The sequence below is a fragment of the Nonomuraea sp. NPDC049750 genome (assembly GCF_040659625.1).
GTDB lineage: Bacteria > Actinomycetota > Actinomycetes > Streptosporangiales > Streptosporangiaceae > Nonomuraea.
In genome coordinates this window covers 82,740-101,586 of the sequence record NZ_JBFANB010000039.1, presented here as the reverse complement: position 1 = coordinate 101,586, position 18,847 = coordinate 82,740, and the positions used below count along the sequence as shown (strand labels likewise).

The 18,847-nt window shown below is 68.8% G+C and carries 29 protein-coding genes; 17 read left to right on the top strand and 12 right to left on the bottom strand.

Going from position 1 to position 18,847, the window contains the following annotated elements; genetic code table 11:
- Positions 1-436: 436 nt before the first annotated feature.
- The 5 genes from AB0J16_RS52390 to AB0J16_RS52370 all read left to right on the top strand — a co-directional run bounded on the left by AB0J16_RS52390 (position 437) and on the right by AB0J16_RS52370 (position 3,912).
- Positions 437-634: a DUF1918 domain-containing protein gene (locus AB0J16_RS52390; protein ID WP_358554531.1), complete on the top strand. Its 198-nt coding sequence runs from the start codon at positions 437-439 to the stop codon at positions 632-634.
- Between the two features lie 61 nt (positions 635-695).
- The gene (locus AB0J16_RS52385; RefSeq protein ID WP_358554528.1) at positions 696-983 is read left to right on the top strand and encodes a DUF1876 domain-containing protein; all 288 of its coding nucleotides are present in this window, start codon (positions 696-698) and stop codon (positions 981-983) included.
- A gap of 77 nt (positions 984-1,060) precedes the next feature.
- Complete coding sequence (locus AB0J16_RS52380) at positions 1,061-1,201, top strand: hypothetical protein (protein WP_358554525.1); 141 nt, start codon at positions 1,061-1,063, stop codon at positions 1,199-1,201.
- A gap of 127 nt (positions 1,202-1,328) precedes the next feature.
- Positions 1,329-2,822 carry an AAA family ATPase gene (locus AB0J16_RS52375; protein ID WP_358554522.1) on the top strand — a complete coding sequence of 498 codons (1,494 nt, stop codon included), beginning with the start codon at positions 1,329-1,331 and terminating at the stop codon, positions 2,820-2,822.
- 214 nt (positions 2,823-3,036) lie between these two features.
- Positions 3,037-3,912: a universal stress protein gene (locus AB0J16_RS52370; RefSeq protein WP_358554519.1), complete on the top strand. Its 876-nt coding sequence runs from the start codon at positions 3,037-3,039 to the stop codon at positions 3,910-3,912.
- A gap of 195 nt (positions 3,913-4,107) precedes the next feature.
- On the opposite strand, the gene AB0J16_RS52365 is transcribed toward AB0J16_RS52370, so the two are convergent.
- Positions 4,108-4,392 (bottom strand): pyruvate formate lyase family protein, encoded by a 285-nt coding sequence (locus AB0J16_RS52365; RefSeq protein WP_358554516.1) that lies wholly within the window; start codon positions 4,390-4,392, stop codon positions 4,108-4,110.
- Between AB0J16_RS52365 and AB0J16_RS52360 the strand changes: the two genes are divergently transcribed.
- Complete coding sequence (locus tag AB0J16_RS52360) at positions 4,336-4,626, top strand: universal stress protein (RefSeq protein ID WP_358554513.1); 291 nt, start codon at positions 4,336-4,338, stop codon at positions 4,624-4,626. The two genes, AB0J16_RS52365 and AB0J16_RS52360, sit on opposite strands and share 57 nt — an antisense overlap.
- Positions 4,627-4,634: 8 nt before the next feature.
- Here AB0J16_RS52360 and AB0J16_RS52355 read toward each other — a convergent pair whose 3' ends face one another.
- The 4 genes from AB0J16_RS52355 to AB0J16_RS52340 all read right to left on the bottom strand — a co-directional run bounded on the left by AB0J16_RS52355 (position 4,635) and on the right by AB0J16_RS52340 (position 7,840).
- Positions 4,635-6,293, bottom strand: coding sequence for a SulP family inorganic anion transporter (locus tag AB0J16_RS52355; protein ID WP_358554546.1), 1,659 nt, complete (start codon positions 6,291-6,293; stop codon positions 4,635-4,637).
- A 68-nt stretch (positions 6,294-6,361) separates the two neighbouring features.
- Positions 6,362-6,703 carry a metalloregulator ArsR/SmtB family transcription factor gene (locus AB0J16_RS52350; RefSeq protein WP_357657552.1) on the bottom strand — a complete coding sequence of 114 codons (342 nt, stop codon included), beginning with the start codon at positions 6,701-6,703 and terminating at the stop codon, positions 6,362-6,364.
- Positions 6,703-6,951, bottom strand: a complete 249-nt coding sequence (locus AB0J16_RS52345) for a hypothetical protein (RefSeq protein ID WP_358554510.1) — start codon at positions 6,949-6,951, stop codon at positions 6,703-6,705. Before AB0J16_RS52345 ends, AB0J16_RS52350 begins: the two co-directional genes overlap by 1 nt.
- 247 nt (positions 6,952-7,198) lie before the next feature.
- On the bottom strand, positions 7,199-7,840 hold the full coding sequence (locus AB0J16_RS52340; RefSeq protein WP_358554508.1) for a response regulator transcription factor: 642 nt from the start codon (positions 7,838-7,840) through the stop codon (positions 7,199-7,201).
- A gap of 337 nt (positions 7,841-8,177) precedes the next feature.
- Between AB0J16_RS52340 and AB0J16_RS52335 the strand changes: the two genes are divergently transcribed.
- A complete protein-coding gene (locus AB0J16_RS52335; protein ID WP_358554505.1) occupies positions 8,178-8,588 on the top strand; it encodes a pyridoxamine 5'-phosphate oxidase family protein in 411 nt (136 codons plus the stop codon).
- 75 nt (positions 8,589-8,663) lie between these two features.
- On the opposite strand, the gene AB0J16_RS52330 is transcribed toward AB0J16_RS52335, so the two are convergent.
- From AB0J16_RS52330 to AB0J16_RS52320, 3 genes are all read right to left on the bottom strand, one after another.
- Positions 8,664-9,233 (bottom strand): CBS domain-containing protein, encoded by a 570-nt coding sequence (locus AB0J16_RS52330; RefSeq protein ID WP_358554502.1) that lies wholly within the window; start codon positions 9,231-9,233, stop codon positions 8,664-8,666.
- Between the two features lie 570 nt (positions 9,234-9,803).
- The gene (locus AB0J16_RS52325) at positions 9,804-10,025 is read right to left on the bottom strand and encodes a hypothetical protein (RefSeq protein WP_358554499.1); all 222 of its coding nucleotides are present in this window, start codon (positions 10,023-10,025) and stop codon (positions 9,804-9,806) included.
- Complete coding sequence (locus AB0J16_RS52320) at positions 10,013-10,219, bottom strand: hypothetical protein (RefSeq protein ID WP_358554496.1); 207 nt, start codon at positions 10,217-10,219, stop codon at positions 10,013-10,015. Before AB0J16_RS52320 ends, AB0J16_RS52325 begins: the two co-directional genes overlap by 13 nt.
- 165 nt (positions 10,220-10,384) lie before the next feature.
- On the opposite strand from AB0J16_RS52320, the gene AB0J16_RS52315 reads away from it, so the two are divergent.
- The 4 genes from AB0J16_RS52315 (at position 10,385) to AB0J16_RS52300 (ending at position 13,615) form a co-directional block, all read left to right on the top strand.
- Positions 10,385-10,771, top strand: coding sequence for a PadR family transcriptional regulator (locus AB0J16_RS52315; protein ID WP_358554493.1), 387 nt, complete (start codon positions 10,385-10,387; stop codon positions 10,769-10,771).
- Positions 10,768-11,709, top strand: a complete 942-nt coding sequence (locus tag AB0J16_RS52310) for a substrate-binding domain-containing protein (protein ID WP_358554490.1) — start codon at positions 10,768-10,770, stop codon at positions 11,707-11,709. The genes AB0J16_RS52315 and AB0J16_RS52310 overlap by 4 nt, the downstream gene beginning before the upstream one ends.
- A 312-nt stretch (positions 11,710-12,021) precedes the next feature.
- On the top strand, positions 12,022-12,357 hold the full coding sequence (locus tag AB0J16_RS52305) for a metalloregulator ArsR/SmtB family transcription factor (RefSeq protein WP_358554487.1): 336 nt from the start codon (positions 12,022-12,024) through the stop codon (positions 12,355-12,357).
- Between the two features lie 13 nt (positions 12,358-12,370).
- Positions 12,371-13,615, top strand: a complete 1,245-nt coding sequence (locus tag AB0J16_RS52300; protein ID WP_358554484.1) for a GNAT family N-acetyltransferase — start codon at positions 12,371-12,373, stop codon at positions 13,613-13,615.
- Here AB0J16_RS52300 and AB0J16_RS52295 read toward each other — a convergent pair.
- Genes AB0J16_RS52295 through AB0J16_RS52285 form a run of 3 tightly spaced genes read right to left on the bottom strand, consistent with a single transcriptional unit; the run spans position 13,608 to position 14,821 of the window.
- A complete protein-coding gene (locus AB0J16_RS52295) occupies positions 13,608-13,745 on the bottom strand; it encodes a PEP-utilizing enzyme (protein ID WP_358554481.1) in 138 nt (45 codons plus the stop codon). The genes AB0J16_RS52300 and AB0J16_RS52295 overlap by 8 nt on opposite strands.
- Positions 13,746-13,760: 15 nt before the next feature.
- Positions 13,761-14,336, bottom strand: a complete 576-nt coding sequence (locus tag AB0J16_RS52290) for a PEP/pyruvate-binding domain-containing protein (protein WP_358554478.1) — start codon at positions 14,334-14,336, stop codon at positions 13,761-13,763.
- Positions 14,333-14,821: a hypothetical protein gene (locus AB0J16_RS52285; RefSeq protein WP_358554475.1), complete on the bottom strand. Its 489-nt coding sequence runs from the start codon at positions 14,819-14,821 to the stop codon at positions 14,333-14,335. Before AB0J16_RS52285 ends, AB0J16_RS52290 begins: the two co-directional genes overlap by 4 nt.
- Before the next feature lie 88 nt (positions 14,822-14,909).
- Here AB0J16_RS52285 and AB0J16_RS52280 point away from each other — a divergent pair, with 88 nt between their 5' ends.
- Positions 14,910-15,248: a helix-turn-helix transcriptional regulator gene (locus AB0J16_RS52280; protein WP_358554472.1), complete on the top strand. Its 339-nt coding sequence runs from the start codon at positions 14,910-14,912 to the stop codon at positions 15,246-15,248.
- Positions 15,230-15,811 (top strand): permease prefix domain 1-containing protein, encoded by a 582-nt coding sequence (locus AB0J16_RS52275; RefSeq protein ID WP_358554469.1) that lies wholly within the window; start codon positions 15,230-15,232, stop codon positions 15,809-15,811. The genes AB0J16_RS52280 and AB0J16_RS52275 overlap by 19 nt, the downstream gene beginning before the upstream one ends.
- 30 nt (positions 15,812-15,841) lie before the next feature.
- Here the strand turns inward: AB0J16_RS52275 and AB0J16_RS52270 are convergent, their stop codons facing one another.
- Positions 15,842-16,207, bottom strand: a complete 366-nt coding sequence (locus tag AB0J16_RS52270; protein ID WP_358554466.1) for a DUF305 domain-containing protein — start codon at positions 16,205-16,207, stop codon at positions 15,842-15,844.
- A 677-nt stretch (positions 16,208-16,884) separates the two neighbouring features.
- On the opposite strand from AB0J16_RS52270, the gene AB0J16_RS52265 reads away from it, so the two are divergent.
- The 4 genes from AB0J16_RS52265 to AB0J16_RS52250 are packed head-to-tail and all read left to right on the top strand — an operon-like array spanning position 16,885 to position 18,821.
- Positions 16,885-17,232, top strand: coding sequence for a metalloregulator ArsR/SmtB family transcription factor (locus AB0J16_RS52265; RefSeq protein ID WP_358554463.1), 348 nt, complete (start codon positions 16,885-16,887; stop codon positions 17,230-17,232).
- Positions 17,229-17,951: an MIP/aquaporin family protein gene (locus AB0J16_RS52260; protein ID WP_358554460.1), complete on the top strand. Its 723-nt coding sequence runs from the start codon at positions 17,229-17,231 to the stop codon at positions 17,949-17,951. The genes AB0J16_RS52265 and AB0J16_RS52260 overlap by 4 nt, the downstream gene beginning before the upstream one ends.
- Positions 17,952-17,998: 47 nt before the next feature.
- On the top strand, positions 17,999-18,385 hold the full coding sequence (locus tag AB0J16_RS52255; RefSeq protein WP_358554457.1) for a phosphotyrosine protein phosphatase: 387 nt from the start codon (positions 17,999-18,001) through the stop codon (positions 18,383-18,385).
- Positions 18,386-18,416: 31 nt separating this feature from the next.
- Positions 18,417-18,821, top strand: coding sequence for an arsenate reductase ArsC (locus AB0J16_RS52250; protein WP_358554454.1), 405 nt, complete (start codon positions 18,417-18,419; stop codon positions 18,819-18,821).
- The last annotated feature ends 26 nt before the right edge of the window (positions 18,822-18,847 follow it).

The following is an 18,847-nucleotide window of genomic DNA, read 5'->3' as shown; positions in this document are numbered from 1 at the left end:
CGCACATTCCCCCTTCTCCATTTCAGCCGCTCGGTGGCTAACCAGGCAGGGCCGGATGTCCCAAAACTTGGAGATGATCGGCGGCCGGGAAACCAGCGGCCTGGTCACCGGAAGCCCGATCGCGCGGGTGCGCCCCGCCGCCGCCCATCACCTCGGTTCCGAACAGGTGCTGCAGGGGCGCCAGGTAGACCTGGTCGGGGCCGTCTATCGCCGGCCTGCGGGCCGCCTGCCGCCTCGACAGGCCCCGCGGCCCTGTCCCCGGTTCCTTTTCATTGCCAGAGGGCTTCGGCCTCTGGCAATGAAAGGACGTTGGCCTCTAGTCGCCGAGTCCACGCGTAGGTCAACTAGAAGAAGGGAGGTCGGTCATCACTCTGTTCGCGGACGGGACGGCACGGGCGGTGGCGGCGACACCGACCGAGGTCGAAGGGGAGAAGTCATGAAGGCAGCAGTCGGAGACCGGTTGGTGATCCAGAGCGCTCACCTGGGGGAGGAGCGCCGCATCGGCGTCATCATCGCTCTGCACCACGATGACGGCACGCCGCCGTATGACGTCCACTGGCTCGACGAGGAGCACGAAACGCTGGTCTATCCAGGGCCGGATGCCCACGTCGAGCCTCGGGAGACCCGGGCCTGAACGCATGGCTGCGTAACGGCACAAGATGGCCGGGGACCGTGGAGAAGGAGAGATTTCTGCCATGGAAGCCAAGGAATGGTCCGTACGGATCGACATCACCGAAGAGGGCGACGGCACCTCTGCCCGAGCGGTCCTGTTCACTCGGGACAGGACCAGTCTGGCCGGGGTCGGGACCGCGCGCCGCAATCCGATCGACCGATCGGTGCCAGAGATCGGTGACGAGCTGGCGGCAGGCCGCGCACTGGCCGACCTGGCACACAAGTTGCTGGTCGTCACAGCCGAGGACATCGCTGAACTGGCCCGGCAGCGGCCCGGTTTCGCCGGAGGCGCGCCATCGGGCCGCGCCTGATTTCCTCAAGTTCAGGTCCGCGTGGCGGGGAGGGCGAATCGGCCGGCGTGGATGGCGACTCTTCGAAGGTCATGGCCTTGCATGAGCAGGTAGGCATCGACTCGGTCGAGGACCTGGAGGCGGCGATCCGCGCAGGCAGGCTGCACGGCATCGGGGCCAGGGCCGAGGAGAGTCTGCTGGACGGCATCGACGCGCCCGTCACCGTGGTACGCATGTGACCGAGTAAGCCGTATTGACCTGGGGAAATACGCACACAGGGCGATCAGGAGAGTGCATCGCAAGACGAGCCCCGCCCGTCGAGCCAGGTCTCGGCCACATGGGCGGCAGAGCGCGGAGGCGTCATCGATGGGACCGTGGGCACAGATCAAGGAGACGCATTCCGCAGTGGTGATCCTCCTCGGGGATCAGGCCATCAAGCTGAAGAAACCGGTGAATCTCGGTTTCCTGGACTACACCACTCGCCAAGCACGGCGAGCCGTGTGCCACGAGGAGGTGGAGCTCAACCGGCGGCTGGCACCCGATGTCTACAAGGGGGTCGCCGACGTCCTCGGCCCCGACGGGGAAGTCTGCGAGCATCTCGTCGTGATGCAGCGCATGCCCGAGGAGCGCCGCCTCGCCACGATGATCCGCTCCGGGAACCCGGTGGACGAGCATGTTCGCCAGGTCGCCCGGATGGTCTCGAGCATGCACGACCGTTCCCGGCACTGCCTGCGGATCGACAGACAGGGAGAGGCACAGGCACTGCGGTGCCGCTGGACGGCGAGCTTCGCGCAGGTCCGCGCGCTGCCCGATGCGACTCTCGACACCCAGGTGATCCAGGAGATCGAACGACTCGCTCTGCGGTTCATCGACGGCCGTGAACGCCTGTTCTCCACCCGGATCAGCGAAGGGCACATCGTGGACGGCCACGGCGACCTGCTCGCCGACGACATCTTCTGCCTCGACGACGGGCCACGGATCCTGGACTGCCTGGAGTTCGACGAACGGCTACGCTTTCTCGATCGCCTGGACGATGCCGCCTTCCTGGCCATGGACCTGGAACGGCTGGGCGCCCCCCGGCTGGCCGAGCTGTTCCTCCACTGGTACACCGAGTTTTCCGGTGACCTCGCATCGCCCTCGCTGTGGCATCACTACGTCGCCTATCGGGCCTTCGTCCGAGCCAAGGTCGCCGGCCTCCGACGTCAGCAGGGAGACCTCGGCGCGGCGCGACAGGGCCGTGAGCTCGCTGAGCTGGCGCTACGCCACCTGCGGGCCGGCGCGGTGACCTTGGTCCTTGTCGGTGGGACTCCGGCCACCGGCAAGACCACCATCGCCGCCGCCATGGCCGACCGGCTCGGCTACACGCTGCTGAACAGCGACCGCATACGCAAGGAACTCGCCGGCATCACGCCCGAACAGCCGGCGCCAGCCCCTTTCGGCGAGGGCATCTACAGTCGGGAATGGACCGAGCGCACGTACCAGGAACTGCTGTCCCGGGCTGAAAGGCTGCTACGTCACGGCGAGCCGGTCATCCTCGACGCTTCATGGAGCGATGCCGAGCAGCGGGAGGCCGCCGGGCGCCTCGCGCGGCGCACATTCAGCGACCTCGTGGCCTTGCGCTGCACCGCTCTGCCGCAGCTGATCGCGGAGCGCTTGGCCCACCGTGCGGGTGGGATGTCGGACGCGGACCAGGCGATCGCCACTGCCATGACGGCGAAGGCGGCGCTCTGGCCCGATGCCATCGAGATCGACACCAGCGTGTCCCCGGAGCAGGCGCTCGAGCGGGCCCTGGCGGCGATCCACGCCCGCTGGACGACGGTGCCCTGGCGGTTCCGTCGCCCTGAGCTGGAACCAGGCTGATCGCTTACCGGCTTGGTCAAAAAGGGGCTCGGAAGCGTTAAGGACATCATCGCCACCCGCGTCCGACGCATGGTCAGTGGGCATCCGAAGGTGGTGGGGCCAGTCCCCGGTCATGGACCAACGGCATCCGGTTTTGGGACTTCAGCCCCGGGCGGTCGGGACCTCTGTTCGCGAGGCTTGGGCTCGGGTGGGGGCCGGACGAGAGGGGTGCGTGATGGCAGGACAGATCATAGTAGGCGTGGACGGTTCCGCTTCGGCGACCGCGGCGGTCGAGTGGGCGGCCGCTGACGCGAGCCGCCGCGGGCGCTCGCTACGCCTCGTGCATGTGTGCGAGCAGTGGTCGCCCAGCCTGGGCGAGGCCCAGTGGCCGCTCAGCCTGGACGAGGCTCAGGCGGAGTACTGCGCCGAAGCGCTCCAGGCCGCCGCCAACCGGGCGCGCGAGCTGGCGCCGGGTGTGGAGGTGACCACGGACCTGCGCGAGGGCAACGTCATCGAGCAGTTGATCGCCGAGTCGGCCTCGGCCGACAGCGTGGTCCTGGGCAGCAGGGGACTCGGCGGGTTCACCGGGATGGTCCTCGGCTCAGTCAGCACGGCCGTGGCCGGGCATGCCGCCGGGCCCGTCGTCATCGTGCGTGGCCCCGTCGAGGCCCTCCACGGGCAGATCGTAGTGGGCTACGACGGCTCGAAGGGCGCGCAGGCGGCGATGGAGTACGCCATCGACCAGGCGCGTGCCCGCCAGGCCCGCTTGCAGGTGGTCTACGCCTGGCAGGCGCCGCTGTCCGCGCCGTACGCCCGCGCCTACAGCAGCGCGCTGGACAGCGCCTTCGAGCAGCAGCAGCGTGCGGCCCGTGAGGCGGTGAACCCGTGGCGGGAGAAATATCCGGACGTCGAGCTCACCGATGAGCAGCTGTGTGAGCATCCCGTCGCCGCTCTTATGAACGCCTCGGCCTCGGCCGATCTGGTCGTGGTGGGCTCGCGTGGGATGGGCGGCTTCGCCTCTGCGGTGCTCGGCTCGGTCAGCCGCGGTGTGCTGCACCACGTCACCTGCCCGGTCGCGGTGGTCCGGCCTCGGAGTGAGCGGGCGTCATGAGCATGAGCCGGTATCACGGCCGAGGAAACGACTCAGGCGGCGCTTGACCCACCACTCGTGTTCCGCCCAGAGCCTTCCGCATGCCCCTGGCCCGTATGGAGACCCAAGCTCACGGAGGCGGAATCAGTCGACGATCCAGGTGGGGCGGGCGAAGCGCAGCGGCTCGCCGCCACTGATCGACGGGCAGGCTGGTGATCACGCCCGTCCGGCGGGCGCGCCGGATCTCGGGGGTGTGGGCGTCGAACAGCCATCGTTATGCGTCTTGCGGTACTTGGTGAAGATCTTCCGTACCAGGGGATCGAGGATGTGGCCGTAGGCGGCGAGGCCGGATTCCATCATGCGCGGTCCGCCCGCGGGCATGATGGCGCGCTTCAGCGGTGCGTCGGTCTGCAGGCCGACGATCAGCTCCCGGTCGGCGCAGCAGTGGAATGGGCCGCCGCCGACGCGCGGCGCAGAGGGCTTGACCTGCGGCTCGTACATGTGTGCGAGCAGTGGCCGCACGGGGTCGGCGAGTTCAGCACGAAGTACTGCGCGGGTGCGCTGGAGGTCGCCGCCGACCAGGCGCGTGAGCTGGCCGGTGGGGTCGGGGTGTCGACGGAACTGCGCGCCGGGAACGTGATCGACGATCTGATCGATGAGTCCGCGTCGGCCGACAGCGTGGTGCTGGGCAGCCGGGGGCTCGGCGGGATGGTTGGCGGGGCAGGCCGAGAGTGATCGAGTCTTCAACGGGGGGTGACAGCGGCGTCGGGGGCCGTGTTGGTGTGGCTGGAGGCGGGCAGGACACCGGTTCGCTGGAGCCTGTCGCGGGCTGCGGCGATGGCCTGGGGGGTAGTGGCGAAGACATGGCCGGCTTGATCGAGGCGGGCGATGACGCCGAGAGCATGCAGGGGCTGGTGATGGCCGTCGCGGATGCCGGAGATGTAGACGGTGATGCCACGCCGCTGTAGCCGTTGGATGGCGTCGCCGAGGACCAGAGCGCCGCTGGCGTCGAGGGTGGTGACGCGGGACATGCGCAAGATCACCACGGAGACGGTGGCGACTTCGGACAGCTCCAGCAGGAAGCGGTGGGCCGCGGCGAAGAACAGCGGCCCGTCCAGGCGGTAGGCGACGATGTGCTCGGCGAGCAGGGCGTGTTCCTGCTCGGTGTGGTCGCCGGGCAGGTCGGGGTGAATCGGCATCGCGTCCAGGCGGACGTCGCGGGCGATGGCACGCAACGCCAGCGCGCCGGCCACGATCAAGCCGAGGATGACGGCCTGGACCAGGTCGAGGGCGAGGGTGGCGAGCGCGGTCAGGGCCAGCACGACGGCGTCGCCACGGGTGGAGCGGATCATGGCCTTGACCGAGCCGACTTCGACCATCCGCACCGAGGTGGCCAGCAGCACGCCGGCTAGCGCGGCCAGCGGGATCCGCGCGACCAGGCCGGCCGCGCTGAACACGATCACCGCCAGGATGCCCGCGTGTGCCAGGGCAGCCAGCCGCGATTGGGCGCCCGAGCGGACGTTGACCGCGGTCCGGGCGATCGCCCCGGTGGCCGGGACGCCGCCGAACAGTGGCGTCAGGAGGTTGGCCAGACCCTGCCCGAACAGCTCCCGGTCGGGGTCGTGCTTGTGGTTGACGCTCATGCCATCGGCGACGGCGGCTGAAAGCAGCGACTCCAGCGCGGCCAGGGCGGCGACCGCGACCGCCGGGGCCAGCAGTGAGCTCAGCGCGGCCGGGTCCAGGAAGGCCAGGGAGGGGGCGGGCAGCCCGGCGGGCAACTGCCCGATCCGGGCCACCGGCAGATCGGCCAGCTCGGTGGCGAGGGTGGCGGCGGCGACGGCGAGCAGGGAGAACGGCAGCGTGGGCCGCCAGCGTGCGCCCACCAGCATCAGCGTGGCCACCGTCAGAGCGATGCCCAGAGCCCACCAGCGCGGCTGGGCGAGGAAGTCCTGGACGGCGTGCCAGGCCACGGCGGTGACCTTGTCCCCCGTGGGAGTCGCCACCCCCAGGGCGGCCGGGATCTGCTGCAGGCCGATCACACAGGCGATGCCGATGGTGAAGCCCTCCACCACCGGGGCCGGGACCAGGGCCATGTACTTGCCGGCACGGGCCAGCGCCAGCGCGATCAGCAGCAGCCCGGCCAGCACTCCGACCATCAGCACCCCGGAGGCGCCATGAGCGTGCATGATCGGCACGAGTACTACCGTCATCGCCCCGGTCGGGCCGGACACCTGCAGGCCCGAGCCGCCGAACAATGCCGCCAGCGTCCCGGCGACCACCGCGGTGGCCAGCCCGGCTTCGGCACCCATGCCGGAGGAGATGCCGAACCCCAGCGCTAGCGGCAGCGCCACGATCGCCACGGTGAGCCCGGCCAGCAAGTCACGGCGCGGGCGACGGCCCATAGCAGCCAGCTCCCCGCTCTCGGGCAGCACACCGCGGATACGGGCCCAGCCCGAGGAGAACAAGAGGGTCACGAGGCGCCGGTCTCCGCCTTGAGCAACTCGCTCAGCAGCTCATGCTGACCGGTGAGCTTGTGCGTCAACAGCGTGCGCGCCGCGCGCAGCAGTTCGGCCACATCCCCGCCGGACAGGGCATAGGTCACGGTCGAGCCATCACGGTGGGCAGTGACCATGGCCGAGCGGCGCAGCACGGCCAAATGCTGCGACAGCCCCGTGGCCTCCACCTCGATGGCGGCCAACAGGTCCCGCACCGGCATCGGCCCGTCCTGCAACAACTCCAGCACCCGGATCCGGACCGGATGGCCCAGCAGCTTGAACAGCTCCGCCTTGGCCTCATACAGCGGCATCGACATCACTGGGCCGCCGCCTCGCCTGTTATGGGGCCGCCCGAATCGGTGGTGCCCGCATCGGCATCCAGACGCATCCCGTGTGAGCGGGCCAAGTGCGTCACGTCCTCCCACTCCGCCTCGGCCAACATCAGCGCGTCGACGTCATCCTCGGCGCGGGCGGCCTGAAGCGCCGCGTCCGCCAGACGTAGTCGTTGCCTGACCGCGGCGGCAAAAGACCCGCTCACATCACGCTCCTGGTTCTCGATCGCCAACTAAGCCAGCCCTATGATGTATCAAATTGCGAAAATGCGCAATTCATGGAGGTGCGGATAGCGTAGCAAAGAGGCCAGCCCGATGACGCAGCGGCGCCACGTGATCTCGAAGCGGAGAGTTCGCGAAAGGTCAGAGGTTGTCGGGTCCTTCGACGTCATCTCTCCAGAGGTCGGTGGGACCGCTCTTCGCTGGAGTGTTCCTCTCTGATGCGCTCAGATTCGCCGTCGCACTTAGGACGAAGGCCTGTCATTCTCGCCGATCTGCCCGCAGCCGGGCGGCCAGTGCGGCGGCCTGGGTACGGCGTTGCATGTCGAGCTTGGACAGCAGGTTGGACACGTAGTTCTTGACCGTCTTCTCGGCCAGGAACATCCGCTCGCCGATCTGCCGGTTGGTGAGCCCTTCGCCGATCAGGTCGAGGATGTTGCGTTCCTGATCGGACAGGGCCGCGAGCGGGTCCCTTCTGGCGGCCTGCTCCCGCAGTCGTTGAAGCATTGCCGCGGTGGTCTGCGGATCGAGCAGCGACTGGCCGGAGGCGACCGTGCGCACGGCGCCGACCAGGTCGGAGCCGTGGATCTGCTTGAGGACGTAACCGGCGGCGCCCGCCATCACCGCCTCGAACAGCGCGTCGTCGTCGGCGTAGGAGGTCAGCATCAGGCACGCCAGCCCGGGCAGCCCGGACCGGGCCTCACGGCACACGTCCACGCCGTTACCGTCGGGCAGCCGGACGTCCAGCACCGCGACGTCCGGCTTGAGCGCCGGAATGCGGGCGATCGCCGACTCCGCGGTGCCGGCTTCGCCGATCACCTCTATGTCGTCCTCGGAGTCCAGCAGGGCGGCCACGCCTCTCCGTACCACCTCATGGTCGTCGACGAGGAACACACGAATCATGCTCCGACGTTAACCGGTTCAGCCCACCACAAGAAAGAGCCAAAGCCCCTATTCAGGGCAGCGGTTTCCCTGAGGTGAACAGCTCCGTTCCTCCGAGCCCTTCTCAGGTTCGGCGGCTTTCGTCTGAGAGGCATTCGGTGCCAGGCCGCCGCGGCGGCGCTGGTGCGAGTAGGCCACGCGCGTACTCCGGTACTCGCCGGGCAGGCGAGTGAAGACCACAGCACAAAGCATTCAGCAGGCAGGACGATCTACGGTCGCCACCTCCGAGGGCGATCGGCAGCCGTCACGGGACTTTCGTCCCTAACCCCTCAGGCAGGGGCGCTGACAGGCTGACGGCATGAAACTCGACTCGGCCGGCCTGCAGGTGCTCTCCCACGAGGAGTGCATGCGCCTGCTGCCCTCCTGCCCGATCGGGCGGATCGTCTTCACCGACAGCGCCCTGCCAGCCGTGGAACCGGTCAACTTCTGCCTGGACGGGGAGGACATCGTCATCCGCACGGCGGCCGGTTCTAAGCTGGCCGCCGCCACACGCCATGCGGTTGTGGCCTTCGAGGTGGACGACTTCGACTCAGTGGAGCGCACGGGCTGGTCAGTCACCGTCGTGGGGCTGGCTCGTGTCGCCGACGATCCCGCGCAGATCGCCCGGCTGGAAAGCCTGCGGCTGACGCCATGGACACGCAGCCCCGACCACTTCATCGTCATCACCACGGTGGAGGCCACCGGCCGGCGCATCCAGCAGTCCGCCTGACCATCCAGATCCGGCAAGCAGACGGTGCGGCCCCCACAGCACAGGCACCCCGGGATTTCGTCCCCGACGCCAGTGTCACGGTCCTTCGTTGATAACGGAGTCGCCGGCACGTTTGGAGTCGTCGTGCTTCCAGAGCAGCTTGTCGATGATGTCGACGACGCCGTTGACGCGGTGGGCCATGCGTGTGGCGAGCATGGTTTCGCCGCGTCGGTCCATCCAGCCGTTCAGTGTCACCACTCCCCGGTCGACGTGTACGGCAACGTCTGAGGTCTCCATGCGCAACGAGCCCTCCAGAACCTCCTCGCGGATCTCGCGGGCAATGTCGGAGTCGGCTCGCACGAACGTCTTGAGCAGATCGCCTCTGCTGACGATTCCTTCGAGGTAGCCGTCCTCGGCGACGATCAGGCGCTTGACGCCGTGCTTGTTCATGAGACGGGCGGCCGTGACAGTCGAGGAGCGGGGCGAGATCGTCACCGCGGGCGATGTCATGAGTTCGGCGGCCGTGTCACCCACCGCCTTCCGCCGGAGGCTGCCTCCTTCCTGCGCCATCAGATGGCGTAGCCGCGCGCGCAGCGGCGGTTGGTAGGCGTCGCCGTAATACTGTTCGCGGAACTCCTCCTTGTACAGCAGGTCCGCCTCGGACACGGCTACCTCGGCCGCCGGTCTCGGGGGCTCCGCACTGTCGCCGCATCGCCCATACCCATCTGGGGCACAGTGGCGGCGTCGCGCTCGCCGTGGACGACGTAGGTGACCAGCGGTGTCCGGCCGCCACCTAGGGCCCGGTGCAGGCGCTGCTGGAGGCCGGTGTTTGCGCAGGCAGCCAGCTGGGCGAGCACCCGCGGCCGCAACGGAACGGGGCGGCTTCTGCGGTAGCGGGTTGGCCCCATTCCGCTCCAGACGCACGGCCGCCTCCATGGAGGACAACCCGGCGGATCCAGCCTGCCCTGGTGACTTAGGTCACACCACTCCGGGTCGTTCGCCCCGGGTGCGCGAAGAAGATCGGAGAGAGGGTGAGGTCACCACCAAATCCTGAGCGAACAAGGGCGATCGAAATGTCTGTTTTCCTGGGTATGACGCACGCCGAGAATGACTTCCTCAGCGAGACGTACTTCACGAGAGCGGCCGGTGCGCTGGATGTACACCGCGCGGGTTCGGGGCACGCCTGCCTCTCCTGTGCCGCCGCATGGCCGTGTGCACCTGCGTTAGCCGCAGCCTTCATGCTCGATCTGCACACCGCCTGATGAACATCGAGGTTGGGAAGGTGTGCCCACACGCGTGTTGGATGACGCCAGGCAATGCGTACGTCCTACGGATTGGCCCGTAGGTGACCTTGTCGTGGCGGTCGTGGCCGTCGGCCTGGTCGAAGCGGACCTGCAGCAGTGCGCTGCCGACCGCGTTGACCGTCTGCCCGGAGCCGTCGGCGATCAGCTTGGACACGTAGCGGACGTCGCGCCGGGCCGGTAACCGGCCCGGAACTCGAAGACGAGCCGGTCCAGGCCGACCTGGTGTGCGGCCCGGATGCCTACCAGCATGGGTGGGACGGCCTGCTGAGCGGCCTGCGCCGGTACGGCCATCAGCCCAGTGGCACTGATCACCATCGCGGTGGCGATGAGAGGGCGGATCGAGAGCATGATCGGCGAATTGGATCCGCTCAGGCCGTGGGAGCGACTGGTGAGGAACCGCATGTCCGAGCTAAGGTGATTTTGCCAATAGGGGACATTCTTCATCAAGGATGGTCTGCACTGACGATGGCCGGACGTGGAGGCGACAGGGATCGCAGCGGGACGGGGCAGGGGATGCTTCCGTTCGTCCTGCTGGCGTTGGCCGAGGCTCCCATGCACGGCTATGTGCTGGCCGCTCGCATGGCCGACCTCAGCTTTCGCCGAGCCGCCGAGGACCCGTCCGTGGTGTACCGGGTGTTGCGCCAGCTCGCCGCCGACGACATGGTGACGGACGAGTGGGTGCTCGGCGACGACGCGCCACCCCGGCGCACCTACCGCCTGACCCCCTCGGGCGAGGCGTACCTGCACGAACGCGCTGCGGACCTGCGACGACAGGCCCGGCGTATCGAGGTGTTCCTCGACCGTTACCGCCAGTTGTTCCCCCATGAAACAGCCGCCGACAGCACCTCTCGCCGCACCCGCGAACCACGTACACCCGACGGCAGAAAGGCAAGCGGATGAGCTCCAATCAAGGCGACGACACGACACGCGAGGCGGAGGGTCCGCGGCTGACGCGGCGGCACGCGGTGCAGGCAGCCGGGCTGCTCGCGCTGGGAGCCGTGGCAACGGTGGGGTCCAGGCCTGCCATGGCGGTCTCGACCAGCACCACGACGCGCACCGGCGTGATCCGGCTGGCCAGCGTCCGGACCGTTCAGGATGGCGGTCTGCTGCCGCGGTTGCTCGACGCGTTCGAGGGCCAGAGCGGTCAGCAGGTGCAGGTGCACACCGGTGAGGACGTGTACGCCAAGGCCCGGGCCGGGCAGGCGGATGTGGTCTTATCGCATTTCGGGCACAAGGACGCGCAAGCTTTCATCACCGACGGGCTCGGGCAGTGGCCGCGGATGGTGCTGTTCAACTCCATCGCCCTCATCGTGCCCGCCGGCGACCCGGCCCATGTCGCGCAGCTGGCGGATCCGGTGAAGGCGTTTCGCCGGATCGCGCACGCCCGCGCGCCGTTCATCGTCAACGGCATCCCGGAATTGGTCTATCTGACCGACAACCTGTGGCAGGCCGCCGGGCGTCCGGACAAGACGGGCTGGTATCGCGACACGGGCCTGCAGCAGGAGGCGGCCATGCGGGAGGCCGCCCAGCAGCGCGGCTACAGCCTGTGGGGCGCCACCCCGTTCCTGGTCTTCCAGCAGGACAACCACCTTCCACTGCGGCCCGTGCTCTACAGCGACCAGCTGTTCCACCGGATCATGGCGACGGTCGTGGTCAACCCGGTCGCCTTCCCCGGCGCGAACGTGGCCGGCGCGCTGGCGCTGCAGGAATTCCTGCTCACCCCGGCGATTCAGGTGCTGATCCGCGGCCATCGATATCCCGGTGTGGACCAGCCGCTGTTCTGGCCCGCGGGCCGCAACAACGCCACGGAAATCCTGCTGCCCTCACCGTCCGGTTGACCCAGTTCTAGGGCGTGACGGCGGCCGCGGCGAGGACGTCGCCGCGTTCGGGTCTGTTCGTCAGCCAGCGGTCGAGGTCGTCTTGGCGGGGCTCGGCAGTTCCCTGCTGATGATCCAGCCAGGAGGTCGAGGGCGATCAGGATCCGGCGGCGCAGTTCGCGGCCGATCGAGGTGGGGAACTGGCGCCTTCGCCGCGCCGCCGTGATCGCTCATGTACGTGATAACAGATCATTATCACGTACATGAAGCTCTCCGCGGATCAGGAAGCAGCGACTTCCGCTTTCCGGATTCATCGAATATCGTCGATGGACGATGGATGAGGAGAAGCGCCCGCTGCCGCGTGCGGAGGCCGAGGAGTACGCGAGCTGGTTCAAGGCTTTGGCCGACGCCACGCGGATCCAGATCGTGTCGCTGCTGGCCCGTCGGCGCGCGCCGATGAGCGTCGGCGAGATCGTGACCGCGTCCGGAGTGGGCCAGTCCACCGTCTCGCACCACCTGAAGATCCTGGCCGAGGTGCGGTTCGTGCTGGTCGAGAAGCAGGGCACCTCCAGCCTGTACCGGATCAATGAGACCTGCGTGAGCTGTTTCCCGACCGCCGCCGACGTGGTCATGGGCAATCCCGTGCCGGCCGCGCCCACCTGCGAATGAAGGGAGTTTCGCCATGGCGCACGACGAGATCATCGACCACTACTCCGCGCTGGCCCGCGCCGCGGCCGCCGACCGGACGGCCGCCGACTGCGGGCAAGACGCGTTCGAGCAGGGCTGCTTCGGCGCGGCCGACTATGACGAACTCGGCGTGCTGCCTGCGGGGGCGGTGCGGGCCGGCCTTGGGCGCGGCAACCCGGTGGCCGTCGCCGAGCTCCAGCCCGGTGAGACCGTGCTCGATCTCGGCTCGGGCGGCGGCATCGACGTGCTGCTGTCGGCACGCCGCGTTGGCCCGCACGGCAAGGTCTACGGGCTGGATGCCAGCGTGGACATGCTGGCGCTGGCCCGGCGCAACGCCGAGCGGGCGGGCGCGCGCAACGTGGAGTTCCTGCACGGCACGATCGAGCACGTGCCGCTGCCGGACCGGTCGGTGGACGTGGTCATCTCCAACTGCGTGATCAACCTGTCCGACGACAAGGCCGCGGTGTTGACCCAGGCGTTCCGGGTGCTGCGGCCGGACGGCCGGTTCGGCGCCAGTGACGTCGTGGTCGACGGCGACCTCGACCCGCAACGGCGGCAGGCGGCCGAGCAGCGCATCGGGTGCGTGGCCGGGGCACTGCCGATGGCTGAGTACCGTTCGCTGCTGGCGGCGGCTGGGTTCGTCGATATCCGGATCACGTTGACAGCTGATCATGGCGACGGGGTGCACTCGGCGATCGTGCAGGCCGTCAAGCCCGCCGCAGGGCAGGACGTGGAGATCCGTCCGATGCGGGAAGCCGACGCCGCGCAGTTGCTGGCGATCTACCAGGCCGGGTTGGACACCGGCCAGGCCAGCTTCGAGACCACCGCACCGAGTTGGGAAGGCTTCACCGCCGCCAAGCTGCCGCACCTTCGGTACGTGGCCGCGGACACCGAGACCGGTGAGGTGCTCGGCTGGGTGGCCGCTTCGCAGGTGTCGGCCAGGCCGGTCTACGTGGGTGTGGTGGAGCACAGCGTGTACGTTCACCCTGGTTGCCAGGCGCAGGGCGTCGGCAGGGCGTTGATGGAGGCGTTCATCGCCGCGAGCGAGGATGCCGGGGTGTGGACGATCCAGTCCGGCATCTTCGGTGAGAACACCGCGAGCCTGGCCCTGCATCAGGCGGTCGGCTTCCGGGTGCTGGGCACGCGTGAGCGCATCGGCTGCCACCACGGCATCTGGCGGGACGTCGTGATGGTGGAGCGTCGCAGCCTGGTGGTCGGCAGTGGTGGCCGGTCTACATAGGGGTTTCCACGACTCCGCGGGTGCCGTCGACGATGACGTGCTGGCCGTCGTGCAGGCGTAGCGTGGCATCGCCTGTGGCGACGACGGCGGGGATGCCGTACTTGCGGGCGATACCGGATCGGGCAACCACTCGCCGAGCCGGAAGTTACGCAGCCACAGTCCCGGCCCCGGCGCCTTCCAGGACACCGGCTCCGGCAGCGCGGTCACACTCTTCGCCCACCGCTGCCCCGGACACCAGCGACTCGCCCAGCCCACGTACGGCCGTGATCACCACCTCGTCGCGCTCGCCGCTGAGCGGGTTGGCGGTGAAGGCCACGCCCGCGGATCGCGCGGCGATCATCGGTTGCACCAGCACCGCCACGCCTTCACCGCGACCAGGGGCGTGGTACGCGAGCACTCGCTGTGTAACTGCTGCGGCGCGGCAGCGGGTGACGGCGTCGGCCACCTGACCTGCGGGCACGTTCAGGTAGGTCTCGTACAGTCCGGCGTAGGAGGCGTCCGGCAAGTCCTCGGCGACGGCCGAGGAACGTACGGCGAATGGCCCGGCACCAAGGGCCTCGACCACGCGGTCCAACTCGTCCGCAGACGGGGCGGCATCGGTAGGGATGACGAATCCGTCCGGCACGGGAAAGCCCTCGGCGGCCAGCACGGCAAGGGCGGCGGCCTTACCCCCGATCCGTTCCCGGCCCAGACCTGCCGCGTCCGCCAGCCTAATGATCATGATGTGCGCTCCCTCGTCATGATCGCGCGAACGATGAGCGGGAAGCCGGCCAGCGCGGGAATCACCCAGAACGACCAGGCCGGCAAGTGCTCCCAGAGGGGCAGGTGCGGGCCGTTGTCGACGTAGAAGGCGGTCAGCAGCACCACGTACGACAGCCCCATGGCGGTGATGTGCACCCTGTCGCAGGATCGCCTGTGCCGATCCAGGTATCCGGCGCCGCCGGCCGCGAAAGCCAGCACGCCCAGGACGAACAAGTGGGTGTTCTCCCGCCACCGGATCGCCGACATCACGCTCATCGTGATGAACACGACCGCCAGCGCCCAGACGTAGGCCCGGCCGTAACGCCGGTGCGCGACGCCGCCCTTGCGGGCCAGCATCGCCACAGCCCCGCAGCTCACGCACGTCAGACCGGCCGTGACATGGACACCCAGCACCATTAGGAAGACCGGCCCGGCGTCAGGGATCGGGATGCCGAGGACGTCCATCGCAGCCCCCTATAGGTTGCGTTGCTACCTATAGCGACGCTACTCCGGCCGTTGCTGTACGGGAAGGCCCGATATAGCGTTACTACCTATGAGAGCCGAAGCGCTCAAAGGACACCTCGACGGACTGCTACTGGCCGCCCTGGAAGACGGTCCCCGGCATGGGTACGCAGCCAAGGAGGCTCTGCGCGAGGCCACCGAAGGCCGCATCGACCTGCCCACCGGCACCGTCTATCCGGCGCTGCACCGCCTGGAGCGCGCTGGACTGATCACCGGTAGCTGGTCAGTCGTCAGCGGACGCCGCCGACGAAGCTACGAGTTGACCCCCGCCGGCCGCTCCGCGCTCGGCGGCGAGCGGGCCACCTGGCAGGAGTTCGCCACCGCGATCAACGCGGCCCTGGGAGCACGGCCATGGCCGGCCACCCACTGATCACCGCCGAACTGGACGCGCTCGCGCAGCGGCTGCCGCCCCAGGCCGTAGAAGAACTCGCCGACGGACTGGCCGAAGCCTACGAACATCAATTGCACGAGCACGGCGATCCCGAGGCGGCCGCGCGGGCGGCCATAGCCGAGTTCGGCGACGCCGACACGATCTCGGCTGCCTTCTGCGGCCAAGCACCGTGGCGACGGACCGCGCTGACCCTGCTGGCCACCGGCCCGGTCATGGCCGCCGTGTGGGCGGCCACGCTGGCAATCGGCCAGGCATGGACATGGCCGCTGCCGGCTGCGGCCAAGGCCGTGTACGGCATGACGCTCGTGGTGGTCGTCGGTTTGCTGGCCGTGGTGATCCGTGAACGGCGGGCCTATCGGCGTGGACGGGTGCGGACCGTCGGGGCGGCGGTCGGGCTGCTGATTCTGGACGGTCTGATGCTGGCCACGCTCGCCCTCCTTGTGCCCGTCCCGGTTTGGCCGATGGCCTTGGCCGTACCCGCGAGCCTGATCCGGATCCTGCTCACCGTCCGAACCCTGCCCACCATGCTCTCCTCCGGCTGACCGCACTGCTACAGGAGACGGGGCAGACGTTCAGCAGCAAAGGCGGCAACCTGGGGGTGCGGGACGCCGCCGTGCATGAGCAGGTGCTGGGACATCATGACCGCCATCATGTGATGCGGGATCATGTCGCAGAGAAACATTCTCATCCAGGGCATCGCCGGACAGCTTGGACAGATCGCGCATCATCGGCCGATAGCCGGTTACTGGCGAATGCCGGCGATACCAGGTGGCCAGCCACGTGTTCATCGTGGCGATCTCGGCACTTTGCGTGGTGACGATCGAGGCGCCCAGGGTGCGGATCTGTGCACGGCCCGAGCGCTGAAGCTGGCGGGCGGCAGCCACCGCCTCCTGATGGTGGGCCACCATACGGCGCAGATAGTCGGCCTCGTCACTCACGGCCACGCCGTGCATCGAGCCGCCCGGCCCCATCATGCCCCCGGCGGTCGGGCAGACGATGGGGTGCCCGGCCGCTTGCTGCAGGGTGGCCCCCCCTGGCAGCCGCGCCAGCGGCCGCCGTTGCGATGCCGGTCGCCGCGGTGGCTGCCAGGACCGCGCCTGCCGCGATCCCGGCCAGTATCGAACGTTTCATCTCGGCCCCAACCCCTTTTGCCGAGGGCATCCTTCTACCCAGGCTGAGGGGAGCTCGCTGCACCGGTACAGGATCGTAGGACCCGTGATGACCAGGACCAACGCCGCCACCACAGATGGCCCTTTTGGGTGCCGCAGGTCTGGGCAGCCCTGCGCCGCCGACCGCCTCCGGCTCAGAGCGTGGGGACATGGATGATGCGGACGTCGGACCGGCTGGAGGTGGTACGGCAGGCGTCGGAGGCGCGGAAGAGTTCGGCGCGACCCGCAACGGCGGCGAGCGACAGAGCAGCGTATCGGCCGCCACCACGGCGTCTGGCGTGATGTCGTCTTCATAAAACGGCGCAGCCAGGCCATCTGATCAGGGAAGAAGGCGCCCCCGCTGCGAGCGCGTCCACTTGTTGTTCATCCCTCCGCCACTGGACGGACATCGATAGCTGCCAATATCGGTTCCCATCGATATCGATCGTTACCGATAGGGACTGGTCATGGAGGAATTGAACCTGCTGGAGTGCTGCTCACCAATGGCGCGTGAGCCCCTCGGCGAGCCGGAGGCAGCCGCTCTCGCGCGGGCCTTCAAGGCGCTCGGGGATCCGGTGCGGCTGCGCATCATTTCGATCGTGGCCAGCCACGGGGGTGGCGAGGCGTGCGTGTGCGACCTGACCGCGAGTTTCGAGGTGGGCCAGCCGACGATCAGCCACCACCTCAAGGTGTTGAAGGATGCGGGGCTGCTGACCTCCGAGCGGCGCGCCTCGTGGGTGTACTACCGCGTCGTGCCCGACCGGCTGGCCCAGCTGTCCGCGCTGCTCCACCTCCCCGCGGAGGTGGCCCAGTGATCCCCCTGCCGCGCAGGCTGCTGGCGGAGTTCCTCGGCACCGCGCTGCTGGTGACCGTGGTGGTGGGCTCCGGAATCATGGCCCAGACCTTGTCCCCGCATGACGTCGGCCTGCAGTTGCTGGAGAACTCCACCGCCACCGTCTTCGGCCTGGCCGTGCTCATCGTCACGCTCGGCCCCGTCTCCGGCGCCCACTTCAACCCCGTCGTCTCCCTGGCCGACTGGTGGCAGGGCCGACAGGGCGGCGCGGGCCTGTCAGGGGGCGAGCTCGGCGGCTACATCACCGTCCAGGTCCTCGGCGCCATCGCCGGATCCATCCTGGCCAACGCCATGTTCGACAAACCCGCGATCACCTGGTCCACCCACGAGCGCGCCAGCGCCCACCTGTGGCTGGGCGAACTGGTCGCCACCGCGGGGCTGCTCCTGGTCATCTTCTGCCTGGCTCGAACCGGGCGTACGGCGGTCGCGCCGGCGGCGGTGGCCGGCTACATCGGAGCGGCGTACTGGTTCACCTCCTCCACCAGCTTCGCCAACCCCGCCGTCACGATCGGCCGGGCCTTCTCCGACACCTTCGCCGGCATCGCCCCCACCTCGGTGCCCGGCTTCATCGCCGCCCAGCTCATGGGCGGCGCCGTCGGGCTGCTGCTGGTGCACGGCTTGTTCGGCCGGCCGCGGGCGGGCACCCCCGAGCCGGTCTTCCCGCACCCGCAATCTCGGTGAGTGGGGTGCCGTTGACGAACGGCGAACCCACCGACATGTAGCTGAGCGTGACGAACTTCGGGCCGGCTTCACCGAGGGTGCTCGCGATGGGCTTCTTCCAGCACCTGGCCGGCGAGCGCGCGGTGGCCTGGTCCGGCGGCTCGGAGTTCGCCAGCGAGATCAACCCCGCCGCAGTGGCATCCATGGCCGAACGGGACATCGACATCTCCCGCGAATTCCCCAAGCCCTGGACCGAGGAGGTCATCCGCGCCGCCAACGTCGTCGTCACGATGGGCTGTGGCGACGCCTGCCCCGTCTACCCCGGCAAGCGCTACCTCGACTGGGAACTGGACGACCCGGCGGGCAAAAGCGTGCAGGACGTGCGGCCCATCCGTGACGAGATCGAACGCCGCGTCCGCCACCTCCTCGACGACCTTGAAGTCCCCGCGACCTGAAGCCAGACCACCCCAAGGAAGGTATCCACCCGTGAGCGACACCCCCACCGTCCTGTTCGTCTGCGTCCACAATGCCGGCCGCTCCCAGATGGCCGCCGGCTGGCTACGCCATCTCGCCGCCGATCGCATCGAGGTCCGATCGGCGGGCTCGGCGCCCGCCGATCACATCAACCCGGTTGCGGTCGAGGCCATGCGCGAAGTCGGCATCGACATCACCGACCAGCAGCCCAAGATCCTCAGCGTCGACGCGGTCGAAGCCTCGGACGCGGTCATCACCATGGGCTGCGGCGACGCCTGCCCGATCTTCCCCGGCAAGCGGTATGAGGACTGGAAGCTCGACGACCCGGCCGGGCAGGGCATCGAGGCCGTCCGGGCGATCCGGGACCAGATCAAGGAACGCGTCGGCAAGCTGATGGTCGATCTGCTGCCCGCCTGACAATCGGCCGCAGGACCGGGGAAACC